This window comes from Solilutibacter tolerans (assembly GCF_900155935.1).
Lineage (GTDB): Bacteria > Pseudomonadota > Gammaproteobacteria > Xanthomonadales > Xanthomonadaceae > Solilutibacter > Solilutibacter tolerans.
The window spans coordinates 127,478-143,599 of sequence record NZ_FTLW01000004.1 but is presented as its reverse complement, the minus strand read 5'-3'; the positions used below and the strand labels follow the sequence as shown (position 1 = coordinate 143,599).

Genomic DNA, 16,122 nt, shown 5'->3' with positions numbered 1-16,122 from the left:
GTCAAGGTTGACAGCGGTGCGCTTGCCGCGGCTTTGCCTGTTACTTGGCGCAGCCTTCCAATTTCAGTGTCTGGCCAGGGCGAATGGCATAGCGAGGCGCATCCAGTTCATTCGCCTCGATCAATTTGCGCGTGTCGCATTGATACCGGCGCGCGATGGCTGTGAGGTTGTCCCCCGCGGTGACGCGATGGGTCTTGGTCACCTTCTTTGCGGGTGTTGGTGCGGCTTGCGCACGTACGGCAGGGTTGGCAGGCACAACAGTCGCCGGCGTCGTGGATTCACTTTCACCTGCCGAATTGGACTCATCCGCCACCAACGGTCCGACACGAACCAAGGCATGGCTCACATCGCTATTGATCAGCTGTCGCGCGATCTCCGCACGCTTGCCATTCACGCAATAGCGGCTGTACAGCGTCGACATGGTGCTGGTGGCATTGATGATGCCGCCCTGCGGCAGCCAAGCGCTGGGCGTCAGGCGCGGATTGAGATTGCGCAGCGCACGCAAGTACCCATCGGTACCGCGCGCATTGCCCATGCAAATGCTAAGTTCGTTAAGCGAAGTCGCACGCTTGAGCTGGATCTGCGCCGGGCGCCCAGCACCCCATGTGCGTGGAAAGCGCAATCCGTATTCGGACGGATGCAGGTACAACCATGCCGCCGCAATCACCATCGGCACATAGTCCTTGGTCTCGGCCGGGAATTGGTCGTATACGCTCACATCCCAGAAGTTGCGTCCACCGCTTTGTTGATAGACGCGGGAGGCTCGTCCCTCGCCGCCGTTGTAAGCAGCAAGCGACAATTCGATGCTGTTGTTGAGCTGCGCGTAACGCTCAAGCAAGTACGCCGCGGCTGCCTCGGCCGACATCTTCGGGTCATAACGTGTGTCGAAGCCGGTGCCATCATTGCCCAGACCGAAGCGGCGACCGGTGGCCGGCATGAACTGCATCGGGCCCACTGCGCCTGCACGTGAGCCAACGTGAACCTTGCCGTTCGACTCTTTGGCCATGATGCCGAACAAGAGCGCCTCCGGCAGACCTGCACGCTGGAAGGCAGGGGCCATCTGCGGACGCAGGAACTGGTAATTGACGTAGCTGTCCATCAGCGCCGGACGCATGTCGGTCAACCAGCGACGAATGCCCGCCTGCACCGCTGGATTGAACTGCACCATCTGCACGAAACGCTTGTTGCGATCATCCAGCAACGCATCGGCGGTTGCACCCTCGGGCACCGTATCGCCCGCGATATTGATCGGATTTTCGTCTTCGTCACCTTCATCAAGGGCATCGGGCGTTTCCGCAGGCATCAACATGCCGCGGTACATCGGCACCAGCCGTTCCATCGGACAGCCCTTCTGCTTGCCGCAATCAGCCATCAGCTTTTCCATCGACGCAACGGCCGCAGCCTGTGCATCGGGATCTTGTGCGCCCTTGAAGCTCGCTTCGGCCGCTTGCGCCTGCTCCAAGATGGCGTTGGCCGCCCGTGAGAGCCGCTGCGCCGACAATGTCTGGGGCATCAACATCGCGCCCATCGCTGCCACATACAAGGAAAGTTTCAGCGATACGCGCCAATCAACAGACATTCAGGGGGTCCAGGCTTCTATGGATGAGCGTTGCAGGTTACCGGCCGCCTTCCACCCCCACAACCCGCGCAATGCGTGTTTGAGCGAATAGAATCAATCCGTTCATCGCTTGGAAACCTTCATGAATTCGATCCTCGTCGGCAAAGCCGTCACCACGCCGGACAGCGGCAATGTCCAACTACTGGCCAAGTACGGCAACCGCCATGGTCTGGTCGCGGGTGCCACTGGCACCGGCAAAACCGTCACCTTGATGACACTGGCCGAAGGTTTCAGCAAGCTGGGTGTCCCTGTTTTCATGGCTGACGTGAAGGGGGATGTTGCGGGCCTGGCCCTCGCCGGCACGCCCAATGACAAGATCACCCAGCGCATCGCGGAGATCGGCATAGAGGGCTATGTGCAGCAAGCCAATCCGGTCATTTTCTGGGACATCTGGGGGCAAAAAGGTCACCCGATTCGCGCAACAGTCAGCGAGATGGGCCCCTTGCTGCTCTCACGCATCCTGGAGCTCAATGACACCCAGTCGGGCGTGCTGGATATCGTGTTCAAGCTGGCCGATGACCGCGGTTTGTTGCTGCTGGATCTTGAAGACCTGCGCGCCCTGCTGAATCTGGTTGCAGCCGAGCGCAAGGACATCTCCACCCAATACGGCTTGGTGAGCACGCAATCGGTCGGGGCGATCCAGCGTGCACTGCTGCGCATCGAACAAGAAGGCGGTGATCGTTTCTTTGGCGAGCCCGCACTTGACCTCGCCGACCTGATGCGCACGCAAGTCGATGGCCGCGGCATCATCAACATACTGGCCGCCGATCAATTGATCTTGAAGCCGCGTTTGTACTCGACTTTCCTCTTGTGGCTCCTATCGGAGCTGTTCGAGCAATTGCCGGAAGTCGGTGATCTGGACAAACCCAAGCTCGTTTTCGTGTTCGACGAGGCGCATCTGTTGTTCGATGATGCACCGGCGGCGCTCAAGCAGCGTGTCGAGCAAGTGGTGCGGATCATTCGCTCGAAGGGTGTCGGCGTGTACTTCTGCTCGCAATTCCCGGACGACGTGCCTGATGACATCCTGGGGCAGCTTGGCAATCGCTTCCAGCACGCGCTACGTGCATTCACCCCTCGCGACCAAAAGGCGGTGAAGACAGCAGCTGAAACTTTCGTCGCCAATCCCAATCTGGACGTGGCCGAGGCCATCAGCCAGCTCGGCGTCGGCGAAGCCTTGGTCTCGACGCTACAGGACAAGGGTATTCCGATGCCGGTCGAGCGCACCCTGATCGCACCGCCCGGTTGCCGCATGGGCGCGATCACCGATGCCGAGCGCATGCAGGTGCGCGCAGGCTCGCCGGTCGGGCTGAAATACGACGAAGCAGTGGACCGTGACTCTGCCGCCGAAATGTTGGCGAAAAAAGCGGAGGCCGCCTCAGCATCCGCCGATGCCCCGCCGGCGAAAAAGGTCGAAGCCGAAGAGGCCGAAGGCGGCTTTACCCAAGCCATCAAGGACGCGGTATTCGGCACCAAGCGCCGCCAAGGGATGGTCGAAACCATGGCCAAGCAGACCGCACGCACCGTCGGCAACCAGGTAGGCCGACAAATTTTGCGCGGCGTGCTGGGCGGACTGTTCGGCAATCGTCGTTGATTGATGAGCCAGCCGCCCAAAGGTCGCTGGCGTCCGCCTGCGCAAGCCAGCACCGAGCTCATCACCGCTGAGGGCCACGCGCGCTTGAAAGCCGAGCTGGATGATTTGTGGCGGGTGAAGCGCCCCGAGGTGGTGCGTGCGCTCGCCGCCGCCGCCGCGGAAGGCGACCGTAGCGAAAACGCGGAATACACCTATCGCAAAAAGCAGCTGGGCGAGATCGATCGTCGCGTGCGTTACCTGTCCAAACGCATCCCGGCGCTGCGCGTAGTCGATGTCGTGCCCGCCGACCCCGAAGCCGTGTTTTTTGGTGCGGAGGTCGAACTTGAACGCATCGACGACGGCGAGCTACTGAATTACCGCATCGTCGGCCCGGATGAAACCGATGCACGTCTGGGCCATATCAGCATCGACTCGCCGCTTGCCCGTGCCATGCTGAAAAAACGCATCGATGACGAGTTTTCGGCCACGTTGCCCAGCGGCATCGCCCAATTCGTCATCTTGGACGTGCGCTATCCCGGATCAGCGTGACGAGGGAAGGCTCCGGATACACGCGCCCTTCGCGCAACGGCTGAAAGCAGGCCGCCTCACGAAAGAAAGCTGCGTCCTGCCCGACGTGCCAACCTGGCACGCCGGCGAGTGGCAGCGGACGCAGCTCCAGCGGATCGTTCAATAGTTCGCCGGCAGCGATGCCGTCCGCGATTCGCGCCACGCAAGTAGCGTCATCGACGTCTCCCTGCACTACCAGGGCCTTGCCCACGATGTATTGCGCTGGTTGCAGCCCATGTTCCAACAAGGCGTGTCCGACAACGGCGGCAATCGCGATGTCACCGCTGGCCCAGGCATCGGCATGAGCATGAAAAAGCGCAGTCCAATCATGCGCATCCCACAGCGACAGCAAGGATGGGTCACGCATCCGCACGATCACACCCGCCTCATCGAATTGGGTCAACGCGTATTGAGCGCGATTCCGATTCGACGGCCCCATCTTTGCGATGTGGCTGCGTTGTAGCGCATTGAATGCCAATTTCAACGCAGGCCATCGACACCAGACCATCGCATTGAACAGGTCATGCCAGTTTTCCGCGCGGGTGGCGATGCGTCCTTTCTCGCCAATGCGCACTTCGTAATGCAGGCCATCGGCCAGTAGCGCTTGATCTTGCAAGACGAAACGATGCGCGTCCAGCGACATCTTCCGATTCAAGTCCTCGATGCAGGGCCATGCAGTGGCTTGCATCCAATCGATGTAGTCCGCGTACTGTGCATATAAAGGATGTGCGAAACACGACGAATCAACCTCGCTTCGCGAGGGTGCGATGAAGCGTCGTTTCACCGCCATGTCGCGTCAGTCGTCGTAAGCGACTTCGCCAAACAGATCGTGTTCGTCGCTACCCATGATTTCGACATCGACAAACGCGCCTGGCTTGAGTCCCGCATCGCGGCCATCCTGGATCTGCACGAGACCATCGATTTCCGGCGCGTCCGCCATCGAACGCGCAATCGCCAATTCACCGTCGATCGCATCCACCAGACAACGCTGCGTGGTGCCGACCTTGTCCGCCAGCTTCTCTTCCGAGATTTGCGCCTGCAGTTCCATGAAACGGGCCAGACGTTCTTGCTTCACTTCCTCCGGCACCGAGTCCGGCAAGGCGTTGGCCGCCGCGCCTTCGACCGGCGAATAAGTGAATGCGCCAACACGATCCAGCCGTACTTCCTCGATGAAATCCAAGAGCTCTTCGAAGTCGTCCTCGGTTTCGCCGGGGAAGCCGACGATGAATGTGCTGCGCAGGGTGATGTCGGGGCAGATGTCGCGCCAGCGCGCGATGCGCTCGCGGGTCTTGTCGATCGCGCCCGGGCGCTTCATCAACTTCAGGATGCGCGGACTGGCGTGCTGGAACGGGATGTCGAGGTACGGCAGGATCTTGCCTTCGGCCATCAACGGAATGATGTCGTCGACATGCGGATACGGATACACATAGTGCAGACGCGTCCACACGCCCAGTTCGCCCAAGCCTTCGCACAGCGCTTTCATGCGCGTGGCATACGCCTTGCCATGCCATTCGCGCTCCGCGTACTTCACGTCCACACCATAAGCGCTGGTGTCCTGCGAGACGACCAGCAATTCCTTTACACCGCCCATCACCAATTTTTCAGCTTCGCGCAGCACCTGGTCGACCGGGCGCGAAACCAGGTCGCCGCGCATCGAAGGAATGATGCAGAAGCTGCAACGGTGGTTGCAGCCTTCGGAAATCTTCAGATATGCGTAATGCTTGGGCGTCAGCTTGAGGCCGTAATCCGGCACCAAGTCGATGAACGGATCGTGCTTGGGCGGCAAGGCGGTATGAACCGCATCCATCACACTGGCGTAATCCTGCGGGCCGCTGATCGATAGCACATCGGGATAGGCCTCTCGGATCACCTCGCTACGCTTGCCGAGGCAACCGGTGACGATGACCTTGCCGTTTTCGGCCATCGCCTCGCCAATGGCGTCCAATGATTCGGCCACCGCGCTGTCGATGAAGCCGCAGGTGTTGACCACGACGACATCTGCATCGTCGTAGTTGGGCACCAAGTCGTAGCCTTCGACTTTCAGCTGGGTAAGGATGCGCTCGGAATCGACCAGCGCCTTTGGGCAACCAAGGCTGACGAAACCGACTTTGGGCTGACTGAGAGACATCGAACGGGCACCTGTGAGCAAGGGCGAATTATACGGGGAGGCTAGAATCAGGCCTCCCTCCCCGTGGAGCCCCAATGGGCCACTGGATCCCATTAAGCACAGCCCGTGGCGATATTCGCGCCTGGCAGGCCACGCCTGTTTCAGCGCCGAAGGGCGCAGTCATCGTGGTGCAGGAGATTTTTGGCGCGAATGCGCACATCCGGGATATCGCAGAACGGCTGGCCGATGCCGGCTTTGTCGCGCTCGCCCCCGCGATGTTCGACCTGGTGGAGCCCGCCGTTGAGCTGGACTATGACGAGGCCGGCATGGCACGTGGCCGCAAGCTGGCGGCAGAGCTGGGTTTCGATGCCGCTGTCGACATTCTCAGCGCGGCGAATCACATGTTCAACGAACGCAGCCTCGACTGCGCCATCGTCGGTTTCTGCTGGGGCGGCAGCGTGGCATTGCTGGGTAACACACGCCTTGGCCTGCCCGCCGTTTCCTACTACGGTGCACGCAGCATTCCTTTCCTTGATGAGCCACTGCAAGCACCGATGCTGCTCCATTTCGGCGAAAAAGATGACCTTATCCCGCTCGCGGATATCCATCGTCATCGCGCGGCCTATCCGCAAGCTGAGATCCACATGTACGAGGGTGCGGGGCATGCTTTCAATCGCGATAGCCAGCCGAACGCCCCTCATTACGAACCGCAAGCTGCAGCCCTGGCTTGGCGGCGCACCCTCGATTTCCTGCAAACGACGCTCATATGACATCCACGTTCGAGCTTGACCCGCGACTCGCCGCGGATACTCATCGGGTGACCCAATGGCCGCTCTGCGATGTGCTGTTGATGGATGACGCCCGCTATCCGTGGCTAATCCTAGTGCCCCGTGTGGCCCAGGCCCGCGACCTGATCGACCTGGATGCACCTGCGCGAATGCAGCTGCAGCAAGAGGTCGATGTCGCGGCGATGGCCCTGCGCGACGTCTTTGCGCCCGACAAATTGAACGTGGCTTCGCTCGGCAATGTCGTTGCGCAATTGCATATTCACGTCATCGCGCGTTTCCGCGACGACGATGCCTGGCCCGCGCCTGTCTGGGGCGCACATCCGCGCATCCCTCGCGATGCCGCCGCGCGTGACAGCTTGCTCCATCGCCTGCGTCCCGCACTTCCCCTCTTCACCTTCAAGGAATACATCGCATGAAGACTCTCATCGTCGCACTGGCGCTGACCGCCTGCCTTGCCGCGCCAAACGCCGATGCGCGTCTGTTCGGCAAGTCACCGGAGAAATCCGCCGCCGAGGCCGCCAGCCAGCAGCTGCAAGCCGTAACGATCTGGGTCGATGCCAGCTGGGGGTTTCGCAATCAAGGCGCCGCCAATGACCTCAGCGCCGCGCACCGCGCCTTTTACCAGCGCGGCTATCACGTGGTGAGCGTGGAACCCTATATCGAAAACGGCGACCTGCAGGGTTTCTTCGTCACCTACGAGAAGCGCTGAAAGAAACGCAGCTCAGATAACGCCGCGCTTCTTTTCGAGCAAAAAATATCCGATCCCGCCCACCGTGCCGATGGCGAGTGAAACCAGCCAGTCGGCATCGGCCAACCATCGCACCAGCATGGCGAGGATCAGACCGACGATGACGAACTGGCTGTAACGCCACGGGCTTTCGCGGAAACTGCGGCCAACGTTGTTGGGGTCCATCGCCATCTCTCAGGTCTTAGGCAGCGTGACGCCGACCTGACCTTGATACTTACCGCCGCGGTCGCGGTAACTGGTCTCGCAGACATCATCTGCATCAGACTGGAAGAACAGCATCTGCGCAACGCCCTCGTTCGCATAGATGCGCGCCGGCAACGGCGTGGTGTTGGAGAACTCCAACGTCACGTGGCCTTCCCACTCGGGTTCCAGCGGTGTGACATTGACGATGATGCCGCATCGCGCATACGTGCTCTTGCCCAGGCACACCACCAGCGTGTCGCGCGGGATGCGGAAATACTCCACCGTGCGGGCCAGCGCGAAGCTGTTGGGCGGGATGATGCAGACATCGGATTCGATGTCGACGAAGCTGCCCTCGTCGAAATGCTTGGGATCGACGATGGTCGAGTTGATGTTGGTGAACACCTTGAACTCGCGCGCGCAGCGCACGTCGTAGCCGTAGCTGGAGGTGCCGTAGCTGACGATGCGCTCGCCGTTGACTTGCTTGACCTGCCCGGCCTCGAACGGCTCGATCATGGCTTTTTCCTCGGCCATGCGGCGGATCCAGCGGTCGCTCTTGATGCTCATCGATATCCCGGATGTGGTGGTGAAGCGCGATTGTAAAGGCTGGCGGCCTCAGACCAACGAGGCAGCGATGGACATTGGCGCGCGCGGGCGCCTGGCGAGCGCCTCCAGCAGGTGCTGGGCGGCCGCGCGATAGGCCTCAGCCACGGCGGAGTCGGGCTCGGCCACCACGACGGGCACGCCGCCATCGCCACGCTCGCGGATGCGGATGTCGAGCGGCAGCGCGCCCAGCATCGGCACGCCGTAGCGCGCGGCCATTCGCTCGCCGCCGCCCTCGCCAAACACGTGTTCGGCATGGCCGCAATTCGTGCAGACATGGACGGCCATGTTTTCGATCAGGCCCAGCACCGGCACCTCGACCTTCTCGAACATCTTGACCGCCTTGCTGGCATCGAGCGTGGCGATGTCCTGCGGGGTCGTCACCACGACCGCGCCCGCGACCGGGATCTTCTGCGACAGGGTGAGCTGGATGTCGCCCGTGCCCGGCGGCAGGTCGATGATGAGGATGTCGAGGTCACCCCAGCGGGTGTCATTGAAAAGCTGCATCAGGGCGGAGGTCGCCATCGGACCGCGCCAGATCATCGGCGTGTCCTGATCGACAAGGACGCCGATTGACATCGCCTCAAGGCCATGGCCGCGCATCGGCTCGATTGTCTTGCCGTCAGGGCTGTCCGGCTTGCCCTCAATGCCGAGCATCGCCGGGATGCTGGGGCCGTAGATATCCGCATCAAGCACGCCAACGCTGAGCCCCGACTGCATTAGCGCCGCAGCGAGATTCACCGCCGTCGTCGACTTCCCCACCCCGCCTTTTCCAGACCCCACGACGATGACATTGCGGATCCCCGGATGCAGCGGCAGATCACGTTGGACAGCGTGGGAATCAAGTCTGGGCATGGCGAGAAGGATCGTTATCGGGCAGCAAGTTTAACGCCGGCAGAAATCGCAAGGTTTATTGAAGCTTCTTTTCATTTAGCCACTGCCCCATTCATGCAAACAATCCAGCCCGAATGAGAACTTGTCGAATCATGAAAAAAAGCATGACGCAGAGCTTATTTTGTTGTTAATTTCAGATTCCGGCCAAGGTCGGCTTTGCGGTCAGCCGGTGTGTGAAAACAAAATTTCAAGGGGAATTCAATGGCTGTTTTCTGGGGAGAATCGATGGCTATCCGAAACAACGCGCGTCCAAGCCGCAAGACACTGACACTTGCACTCGCCACTGCTTTGCTTGCACCCGTCGGCGGGGCGATGGCGCAAGACACCAAAGCTCCTGACGAAACCAGTGAGGCGACACAGACCGAAGCATCCAGCACCGGCCAAAGCCCGCCTTCGAAAAAGACCATCGACAAGGTGACCGTGACTGGCTCACGCATCAAACGCGCCGATATCGAAGGGCCTGCGCCTGTCACCGTCATTACGGCGGAAGAAATCCAGGCCACAGGCCTCAACACGATTCACGAAGTCCTAAACACCCTCACCCAAAACACGGGTGACGTGGACAATGACATGACCTCCGGTGGATGGACGCCGAACGGCTCCTTCATCAACCTGCGCGCGATGGGTCCGGGCTACACCCTGGTCCTGGTCAACGGCCGCCGCATGGCGGATTACCCTCTTTCGTATCGCGGCGCATCGAATGCCGTCAGCACTAGCAGCATTCCGTCAGGCGCGGTTGAGCGCATCGAAATCCTGTCGGGCGGCGCATCGGCCATCTATGGCTCCGACGCAGTCGCTGGCGTGGTTAACATCATCACCAAGGAAAATTACGAAGGCGATCAGTTCCGCATCAAAGGCGGCACCACACTAGAAGGCGGCGGCGGCAATTTCACCCTGCAATGGACAGGCGGCCGCAGTGGCGACAATTGGTCGGTCACTTATGGCGCCGATTATTTCTATCGCAAGCCGATCATGGCCAGCCAGCGCGATTTCATGGACTCGTATTACGATAACCCGGCTTTCGAAGGCCGCGAAGAGTTCGTGAACAATCCGGCCACGGGCATTCGCGCCTATCGTTACGCGCGCTCGTCGACGCGGCCGGGCCTGCCGGGCGTACCAGCCACCGCGAACTACTGGATCGACGCCAACGGCAACCTAGTCCCCTCCGCTCCGGCCGAGGCTACCGGCGCTGGCCTTGCTGCCCTGCAACACAACTGCGGTATGTTCGGGGTCTTCGAGCCCTTTAATTCGTCGGCAAGCATCAACAACAACCGGCCCAACCAGTGTGGTTATTTCGGTCAGCCTGCAACGCAGACCATCCAGAACAAGTACGACCGTTTAGGCGCCTTCGTTTCAGGCACCTATGACTTCGATAACGGGATGCAGTTGTATGGGCAGTTCCTGGGCACTGAGCTCAGCAGCATGACCGCCAGTAGCACGCGCTTCTTGCAGCCCTCCGGCGGCTATTCGACCAGCCCTCTAGGCCTTATCTATCACTTGCGCTACCTGACGCCGGATGAAATCGGTTCGCCACAGCGCATCCTGCACGATGAGAAGTCTTTCAATGTCGCCACTGGTCTGCGCGGCACCATCTGGAACGACAAGTTTGATTGGGATATTGGTGTTGCTCATTCGCGCTTCAAGTATGAAGGCAAGCGTCCGTGGATCTTGACCGGCCCCTTCTACGACTACTTCTTCGGTGGCCAGCCGCAGCGGGCACCCGCAGGCGTATACAACGTGTATCCGTACTTCCCGAATTACAACGAGGCGTACCTCAAACGCTGGCTGTCGCCCATCACGCCGCAGATCTATCGCTCTTTTGCCGATGATTTAGTGACGACCGGTGATTCACAAAGCACGCAAGTCAACTTGACCGTCGGTGGCGAGCTGTTCGACCTGCCCGCCGGCCCGGTTGGCGTAGCAGGTGTATTGGAATGGGGCAGCCAGGAGTATGAAAACAGGCCCGATATCCGCACCACCACGGACTACACCGGCTATGACAAGGCAATGGGCCTGACCAGCACCCGCGGCGAAGGCAAGCGTGATCGCTGGGCTGCGGGCGTAGAGTTCAGCATCCCGATTTTTAGCAAGCTCAACATGAGCTTGGCCGGTCGTCATGATGACATCGACGGCATGGCGGAATCGGCCAACACGTGGTCGGCTGGCCTGGAGTTCCGCCCGTTCAGCAACCTGCTCTTGCGTGGCAACTACGCCACCAGCTATCGCGCGCCGGACATGGCCTATGTGTTCGCGCAGGAGTCCGGTGGTTACTACAGCGTGGTCGACTACTATCGTTGCCGTCGTGATGGTCTGACGCCGACCTCGGGCGAAGGCAATCCGTGCTCGAGCACAGCCAACCCGAACCTTAGCGCCTACGCCTACCAGGTGTTCGGCCTGCGCGAAGGCAGCCAGAAACTCGGCCCCGAGAAGGGCAAATCCTTCACCACGGGTTTCGTGTGGGACATGATGGATGGCATGTCGATCTCCGTCGATTACTACAACATCGAGCTGAAGGGCAAAGTGGCCTACCTCAGCAGTGTCTACATGCTGCGCACCGAGGCTGACTGCCGCCTGGGTCAGACCGAAGACGGAGCACCGGTCGATGCCAATTCGCCGCAATGCCGGGAATTCCTGTCGATCATCGAGCGCAATCCTGACGCCGAGCAGCGAATCAACACATTCTCGGTCTATCCGTACAACCAATCGTTCTCCGAAACCGCAGGTGTCGATACTGCATGGAACTATCGCTTCAGCACCGGCTGGGGTGATTTCGCCTTAAGTGCAAGCCACACCATCGTGACCAAACTGCGCGACCAGGAGTTCCCGGGGAGCACAGTGCTTGATCGACGCATCCACAAGCAGTACTTCGATTTCCGCAGCCGCGCCAACTGGAGCATGAGCTGGAGCAAGAACGGTTGGAGCACCTACTTGGGCGGCTATCGTTTGGGCTCACTCCCGAACTGGGCGGAGGATGCGCGCATCGGGCCCTTCATCGTCTGGAATGGCAGCATCAGCAAGAGGATCACAGAAAAACTGCAGATCGGTTTGCAAGTCTCCAACCTGTTTGGTGCCCGTCCACCACGTGATGACACCTATGACAGCTATCCCTATTTTTGGCGTAGCTATCAGACCGGCGCCATCGGCAGACAGTTCGGTGCAGACCTAACGTACAAGTTCTGATCGCGCTGAAGAAGCAAGGAAAGACCCGGCGCATGCTGGGTTTTTCTTTTGTAGCGATTGAAAGCGACACCAACAGCCAAGCGAAGAGCGCTCTATCTGAACAAGCCCTCCCCCAGCAGCTTAATTCCCGCCATCACCCGCTCAATCTCCCCTGAATTGCTGCATCGCAGCTTTCACCGTTCGCCTGCGGATGGGATATAACGGGCCTATCCGATGGCAGTGGCCACCGGGGGAGCCCATCATCAGGAGATACACATGCGCAAGACGTTATTTGCCGTCGCCGTCGCTTTGGCCGCAATGCCGATACTGGCCTCGGCACAGCAGTCGCCCGTCGGCAAATGGAAGACCATCGACGACGAAACCGGCAAAGCCAAATCTATCGTTGAAATCACTCAGGCCAGTAATGGCACGCTGCAGGGCCGCGTCATCGAAGTCCTCAGTTCCGATCGCGGCCCGAACCCGACCTGCAACAACTGCAAAGGTGCCAACAAAGACAAGCCCGTAAAAGGCATGACCATCTTGTGGGGCTTGCGCCCGGATGGGGCCGGCAAGTGGGCAGGCGGCACTGTCTTGGATCCAGCCAAAGGAAAGTCCTACAAGTCCAAGCTTGAAGTCAAGGACGGCGGAAAGAAGCTGGGCATGTCAGGCTGCGTTGCTTTCATTTGCCGTGAGCAAACCTGGGTCCGCAATTGATCTGAATACATCAAGCAGGGATCGCTGCATCTAAGCCCCGCCTCTCGACAGGCGGGGCTTTTTCATGCCATGTCATGGCCAAGCGCACCAAATTCCGCATGGACGCGCAGCAAGCGAGCTATCCACAATCATTGCTTGTTGATTTTTTTAATCGATTTTTTGATTTCATATTTCTGAATAGGCAGACCCTCGTTAGGAAAGTGTTACGCTCCCGAGACAGTTGCGTTCGGTTCATATCCGACTGAACGAACTGCTATGCGTGACTGTCTAGGAGATGAACTGCAATGAGTAAGACCCCACGATATACGCGATTGGCATTAGCACTTGCTGCAAGCCTGACTGCATCGACCGCATTTGCCCAGGAGCAAACCGCCGCGCAGGCCGACGCAAACGCAACCCCCCAAAACACTTCGCAGGCGAACAAGCAGCTGGATCGCGTCGTCGTCACGGGCTCACTGATCCCGCAAAGCGAGATCGAAACCTCCACCCCGGTGACGGTCATCACGGCCGAGGACATCAAGAGCCGCGGCCTGTCCACGGTTGCTGACGTCCTGAAGGAATCTTCCTTCTCCACCGGTGGCGTGCAGAACAACCAGTCATCTGCCTCCTTCACCCAGGGCGCAGAGACGATGAGCATGTTCGGCCTGCCGGCCGGCTATGTGAAGTATCTGATCGATGGTCGCCCGATGGCGAACTACCCGGCGCTGTACAACGGCAGCGACGTGTTCAACAACATCAGCGGCGTGCCGATCGACCTGGTCGAGCGCATTGAAATCCTGCCGGGCGGCGCTTCGTCGCTGTACGGCTCCGACGCGATCGCCGGCGTGGTCAACATCATCCTGAAGAAGCGCGTCGACGGCACCATCGTCAGCGCACGCTATGGCTGGTACGACGAAGGCGGCGGCAAGAGCTATCGCGCCAGCGTCGCCGACAGCTTCAGCAGCGCCGACGACAAGTTGAACGTCCTGGTTGGTGTGCAGGCCGAGAAGTCGGACCCGATCTGGGCCTACGACCGCGACCTGACCAAGCAGTTCAACACCAATGGCTACAACGGCGCGGCTCCGCTCGCCAGCCGTGACTGGCTGGTCTACAGCCCGTTCACCAGCTACAAGTTCCTGGACCCGGCGAATTGCGCCAATGTGTCTTCCGGCTTCGGCGGCACGGTGGACATGCAGACCCGTCCCGGCTTTGGTGACGAAAATTACTGCGGCTCGATGTACACGCCGGGTTACCGCACCCTGAAGAACAGCAAGGACGGTGTGCAGCTCTATGTCAACACGACTTATGACATAGATGAGAACAACCAGTTCTACACCGATGTCCTGCTGAGCAGCGAAAAGGTCAAGTACCACATTGGTTCGAGCTATACCTGGTGGGGCACGGGCGTCAAATGGGGTTACTACTACGATCCGAACCTGGACGACTTCCTGAACCTCCAGCGCGCCTTCACCCCGGAAGACATGGGTGACTGGGAAAACAGCATGGCGGAAAACAAGAGCCGCTCCTATCACCTGAACGTCGGATTCCGTGGCACGATGGGTTCGGAATCCAACTGGGACTACGACATCGGCGTCTCGCGCACCGAATACCGTCTGGACGAGAAGGACCTCGCCCGTCTGGCCGATCCGATCAATGACTTCTTCCAGGACCGCGTGCTTGGCGACCAGCTGGGTTGGGACCCGTACTACGGTGCCTACCCGATCTTTACTCCGGACTACGCTGCGTTCTACCAGATGCTGACGCCGCAAGAGTTCTACAGCTTCATGGGTGAAACGGTCTCCAAGAGCAAGACCTACGACAACATGATCCGCGCCATGTTCACCAATGGCTCGCTGTTCCAGCTGCCGGGTGGTGATGCAGGTATCGCCGTGGGCGCCGAAGTCGGCACGCAGGGTTGGGAATACAATCCTGACGCGCGTCTGTTGAATGGCGAAATCTGGGGCACCACGGCGGTCAGCGGCCAAGGTGATCGTTCGCGTTATGCCGTGGTTGGTGAGCTGCGCCTGCCGGTGTGGGAGCCGCTGACCATCTCGGCCTCGGCCCGTTACGACGGCTATCGCGCCGCCGGCAACGAACTGTCGAAGCCGACCTACAGCCTCGCGTTCGAATACCGCCCCATCCAGTCCTTACTGGTACGCGGCAAGTACGGCACCGCATTCCGTTCGCCGAGCTTGGCTGACCAGTTCCAGGGCGTGAGCGGCTTCTACAGCACCACTACTGACTACTACAACTGTCAACTGCTTGGCTTTGAGCCGGGCAATACCGATGGTTGCCCTGCCCGCTTCTCCAACGTGCAGTACTTTGGCCAGCAGGCCGGCAACCCGGAACTGGAGCCGATCAATGCCAAGGCATGGACCGCGGGCGTGGTGTTTGCCCCGACCGGTCGTTTCTCGATCAGCGCCGATTATCTGAACTGGCAGATCGAAGACGAAGTGGCGCAGCAGAGCGTCGATCAGTTGATGCGTGACGAGATGTTCTGCCGCACCGGCCAGCTCGATATCAACTCGGGCACCTGCGTGGCCGCGTTGTCGCAAGTGGTGCGCGGCAGTGCCGGCACCATCCAGTCGATCTTCGTCAACAAGATCAACGTGGCTCGCCGTGACCTGGAAGCCGTGAACGTGGCCATGAACTACCAGCAGCCGCTGGGGGGCTATGGCGACTTGTTCTTCAACGCCAATTGGACGAAGAACTTGAAGCACGTGGCACAAACCTATCCGACGGATCCGGAAGTCGACCTGCTGAACGATCCGTACTACAGCTCGGATCCGAAGTACCGTGCCAACGCATCGCTGGGCTGGAAGTGGAACCGTTTCTCCAGCACCGTGTATGCCAATCACATCGGCCCGACGCCGAACTACCGCGCACAGCTGAGCCCGACCGGCTACGCTTTCGCCGGTGCCGGCCAGCTGTCGTCGTACACCACGTACAACGCCAGCCTCGGTTTCGACGTCACCGAGGACTTCGAGCTGTCTTTCATGGTCAACAACCTGACCAACAAGATGCCCGACATGGATGTACGCAGCTACCCGGGTTCCTCGGGCGCTCCGTACAACGGCAGCAACTTCAGCCCGTACGGCCGTGCTTACTACCTGGAAGCACGTTGGAACTTCGGCAAGTCGGAGTAATTCGGCTTCTGCAGGAAAAACCCCCGCTTCGGCGGGGGTTTTTTTGTGC

Annotated in this window: 15 protein-coding genes; 9 read left to right on the top strand and 6 right to left on the bottom strand. The window is 59.9% G+C overall.

The window, feature by feature from the left end; translation table 11 throughout:
* Positions 1-40: 40 nt before the first annotated feature.
* Positions 41-1,579, bottom strand: coding sequence for a transglycosylase SLT domain-containing protein (locus tag BW989_RS09070; protein WP_242651407.1), 1,539 nt, complete (start codon positions 1,577-1,579; stop codon positions 41-43).
* Between the two features lie 121 nt (positions 1,580-1,700).
* Between BW989_RS09070 and BW989_RS09065 the strand changes: the two genes are divergently transcribed.
* Entirely contained in the window at positions 1,701-3,209 is a 1,509-nt protein-coding gene (locus BW989_RS09065) for a helicase HerA-like domain-containing protein (RefSeq protein ID WP_076587526.1), read from the top strand.
* 3 nt (positions 3,210-3,212) lie between these two features.
* The gene (gene greB / locus BW989_RS09060; protein ID WP_076587524.1) at positions 3,213-3,737 is read left to right on the top strand and encodes a transcription elongation factor GreB; all 525 of its coding nucleotides are present in this window, start codon (positions 3,213-3,215) and stop codon (positions 3,735-3,737) included.
* Here greB and BW989_RS09055 read toward each other — a convergent pair.
* Together BW989_RS09055 and rimO are read right to left on the bottom strand one after the other, a co-directional pair.
* A complete protein-coding gene (locus BW989_RS09055) occupies positions 3,703-4,545 on the bottom strand; it encodes a DUF3025 domain-containing protein (protein ID WP_076587522.1) in 843 nt (280 codons plus the stop codon). The two genes, greB and BW989_RS09055, sit on opposite strands and share 35 nt — an antisense overlap.
* 6 nt (positions 4,546-4,551) lie before the next feature.
* Entirely contained in the window at positions 4,552-5,883 is a 1,332-nt protein-coding gene (gene rimO, locus BW989_RS09050; protein ID WP_076587520.1) for a 30S ribosomal protein S12 methylthiotransferase RimO, read from the bottom strand.
* 74 nt (positions 5,884-5,957) lie between these two features.
* On the opposite strand from rimO, the gene BW989_RS09045 reads away from it, so the two are divergent.
* Genes BW989_RS09045 through BW989_RS09035 form a run of 3 tightly spaced genes read left to right on the top strand, consistent with a single transcriptional unit; the run spans position 5,958 to position 7,359 of the window.
* Positions 5,958-6,632 (top strand): dienelactone hydrolase family protein, encoded by a 675-nt coding sequence (locus BW989_RS09045; RefSeq protein ID WP_076587518.1) that lies wholly within the window; start codon positions 5,958-5,960, stop codon positions 6,630-6,632.
* Positions 6,629-7,066 carry an HIT domain-containing protein gene (locus BW989_RS09040; protein ID WP_076587516.1) on the top strand — a complete coding sequence of 146 codons (438 nt, stop codon included), beginning with the start codon at positions 6,629-6,631 and terminating at the stop codon, positions 7,064-7,066. The genes BW989_RS09045 and BW989_RS09040 overlap by 4 nt, the downstream gene beginning before the upstream one ends.
* Positions 7,063-7,359 (top strand): hypothetical protein, encoded by a 297-nt coding sequence (locus BW989_RS09035; RefSeq protein ID WP_076587515.1) that lies wholly within the window; start codon positions 7,063-7,065, stop codon positions 7,357-7,359. Before BW989_RS09040 ends, BW989_RS09035 begins: the two co-directional genes overlap by 4 nt.
* A 12-nt stretch (positions 7,360-7,371) precedes the next feature.
* On the opposite strand, the gene BW989_RS09030 is transcribed toward BW989_RS09035, so the two are convergent.
* Genes BW989_RS09030 through apbC form a run of 3 tightly spaced genes read right to left on the bottom strand, consistent with a single transcriptional unit; the run spans position 7,372 to position 9,036 of the window.
* The gene (locus BW989_RS09030; protein WP_076587512.1) at positions 7,372-7,563 is read right to left on the bottom strand and encodes a hypothetical protein; all 192 of its coding nucleotides are present in this window, start codon (positions 7,561-7,563) and stop codon (positions 7,372-7,374) included.
* Positions 7,564-7,572: 9 nt separating this feature from the next.
* On the bottom strand, positions 7,573-8,145 hold the full coding sequence (gene dcd / locus BW989_RS09025; RefSeq protein WP_076587510.1) for a dCTP deaminase: 573 nt from the start codon (positions 8,143-8,145) through the stop codon (positions 7,573-7,575).
* 48 nt (positions 8,146-8,193) lie between these two features.
* Entirely contained in the window at positions 8,194-9,036 is an 843-nt protein-coding gene (gene apbC / locus BW989_RS09020) for an iron-sulfur cluster carrier protein ApbC (RefSeq protein ID WP_076587508.1), read from the bottom strand.
* Here apbC and BW989_RS12605 point away from each other — a divergent pair.
* From BW989_RS12605 to BW989_RS09005, 4 genes are all read left to right on the top strand, one after another.
* The gene (locus BW989_RS12605; RefSeq protein WP_165688577.1) at positions 8,989-9,153 is read left to right on the top strand and encodes a hypothetical protein; all 165 of its coding nucleotides are present in this window, start codon (positions 8,989-8,991) and stop codon (positions 9,151-9,153) included. The two genes, apbC and BW989_RS12605, sit on opposite strands and share 48 nt — an antisense overlap.
* A gap of 147 nt (positions 9,154-9,300) precedes the next feature.
* Entirely contained in the window at positions 9,301-12,255 is a 2,955-nt protein-coding gene (locus BW989_RS09015; protein WP_165688579.1) for a TonB-dependent receptor domain-containing protein, read from the top strand.
* A gap of 255 nt (positions 12,256-12,510) precedes the next feature.
* Positions 12,511-12,948, top strand: a complete 438-nt coding sequence (locus tag BW989_RS09010) for a DUF2147 domain-containing protein (RefSeq protein WP_076587506.1) — start codon at positions 12,511-12,513, stop codon at positions 12,946-12,948.
* Between the two features lie 284 nt (positions 12,949-13,232).
* A complete protein-coding gene (locus BW989_RS09005; protein WP_083688443.1) occupies positions 13,233-16,073 on the top strand; it encodes a TonB-dependent receptor plug domain-containing protein in 2,841 nt (946 codons plus the stop codon).
* Positions 16,074-16,122: the final 49 nt, after the last annotated feature.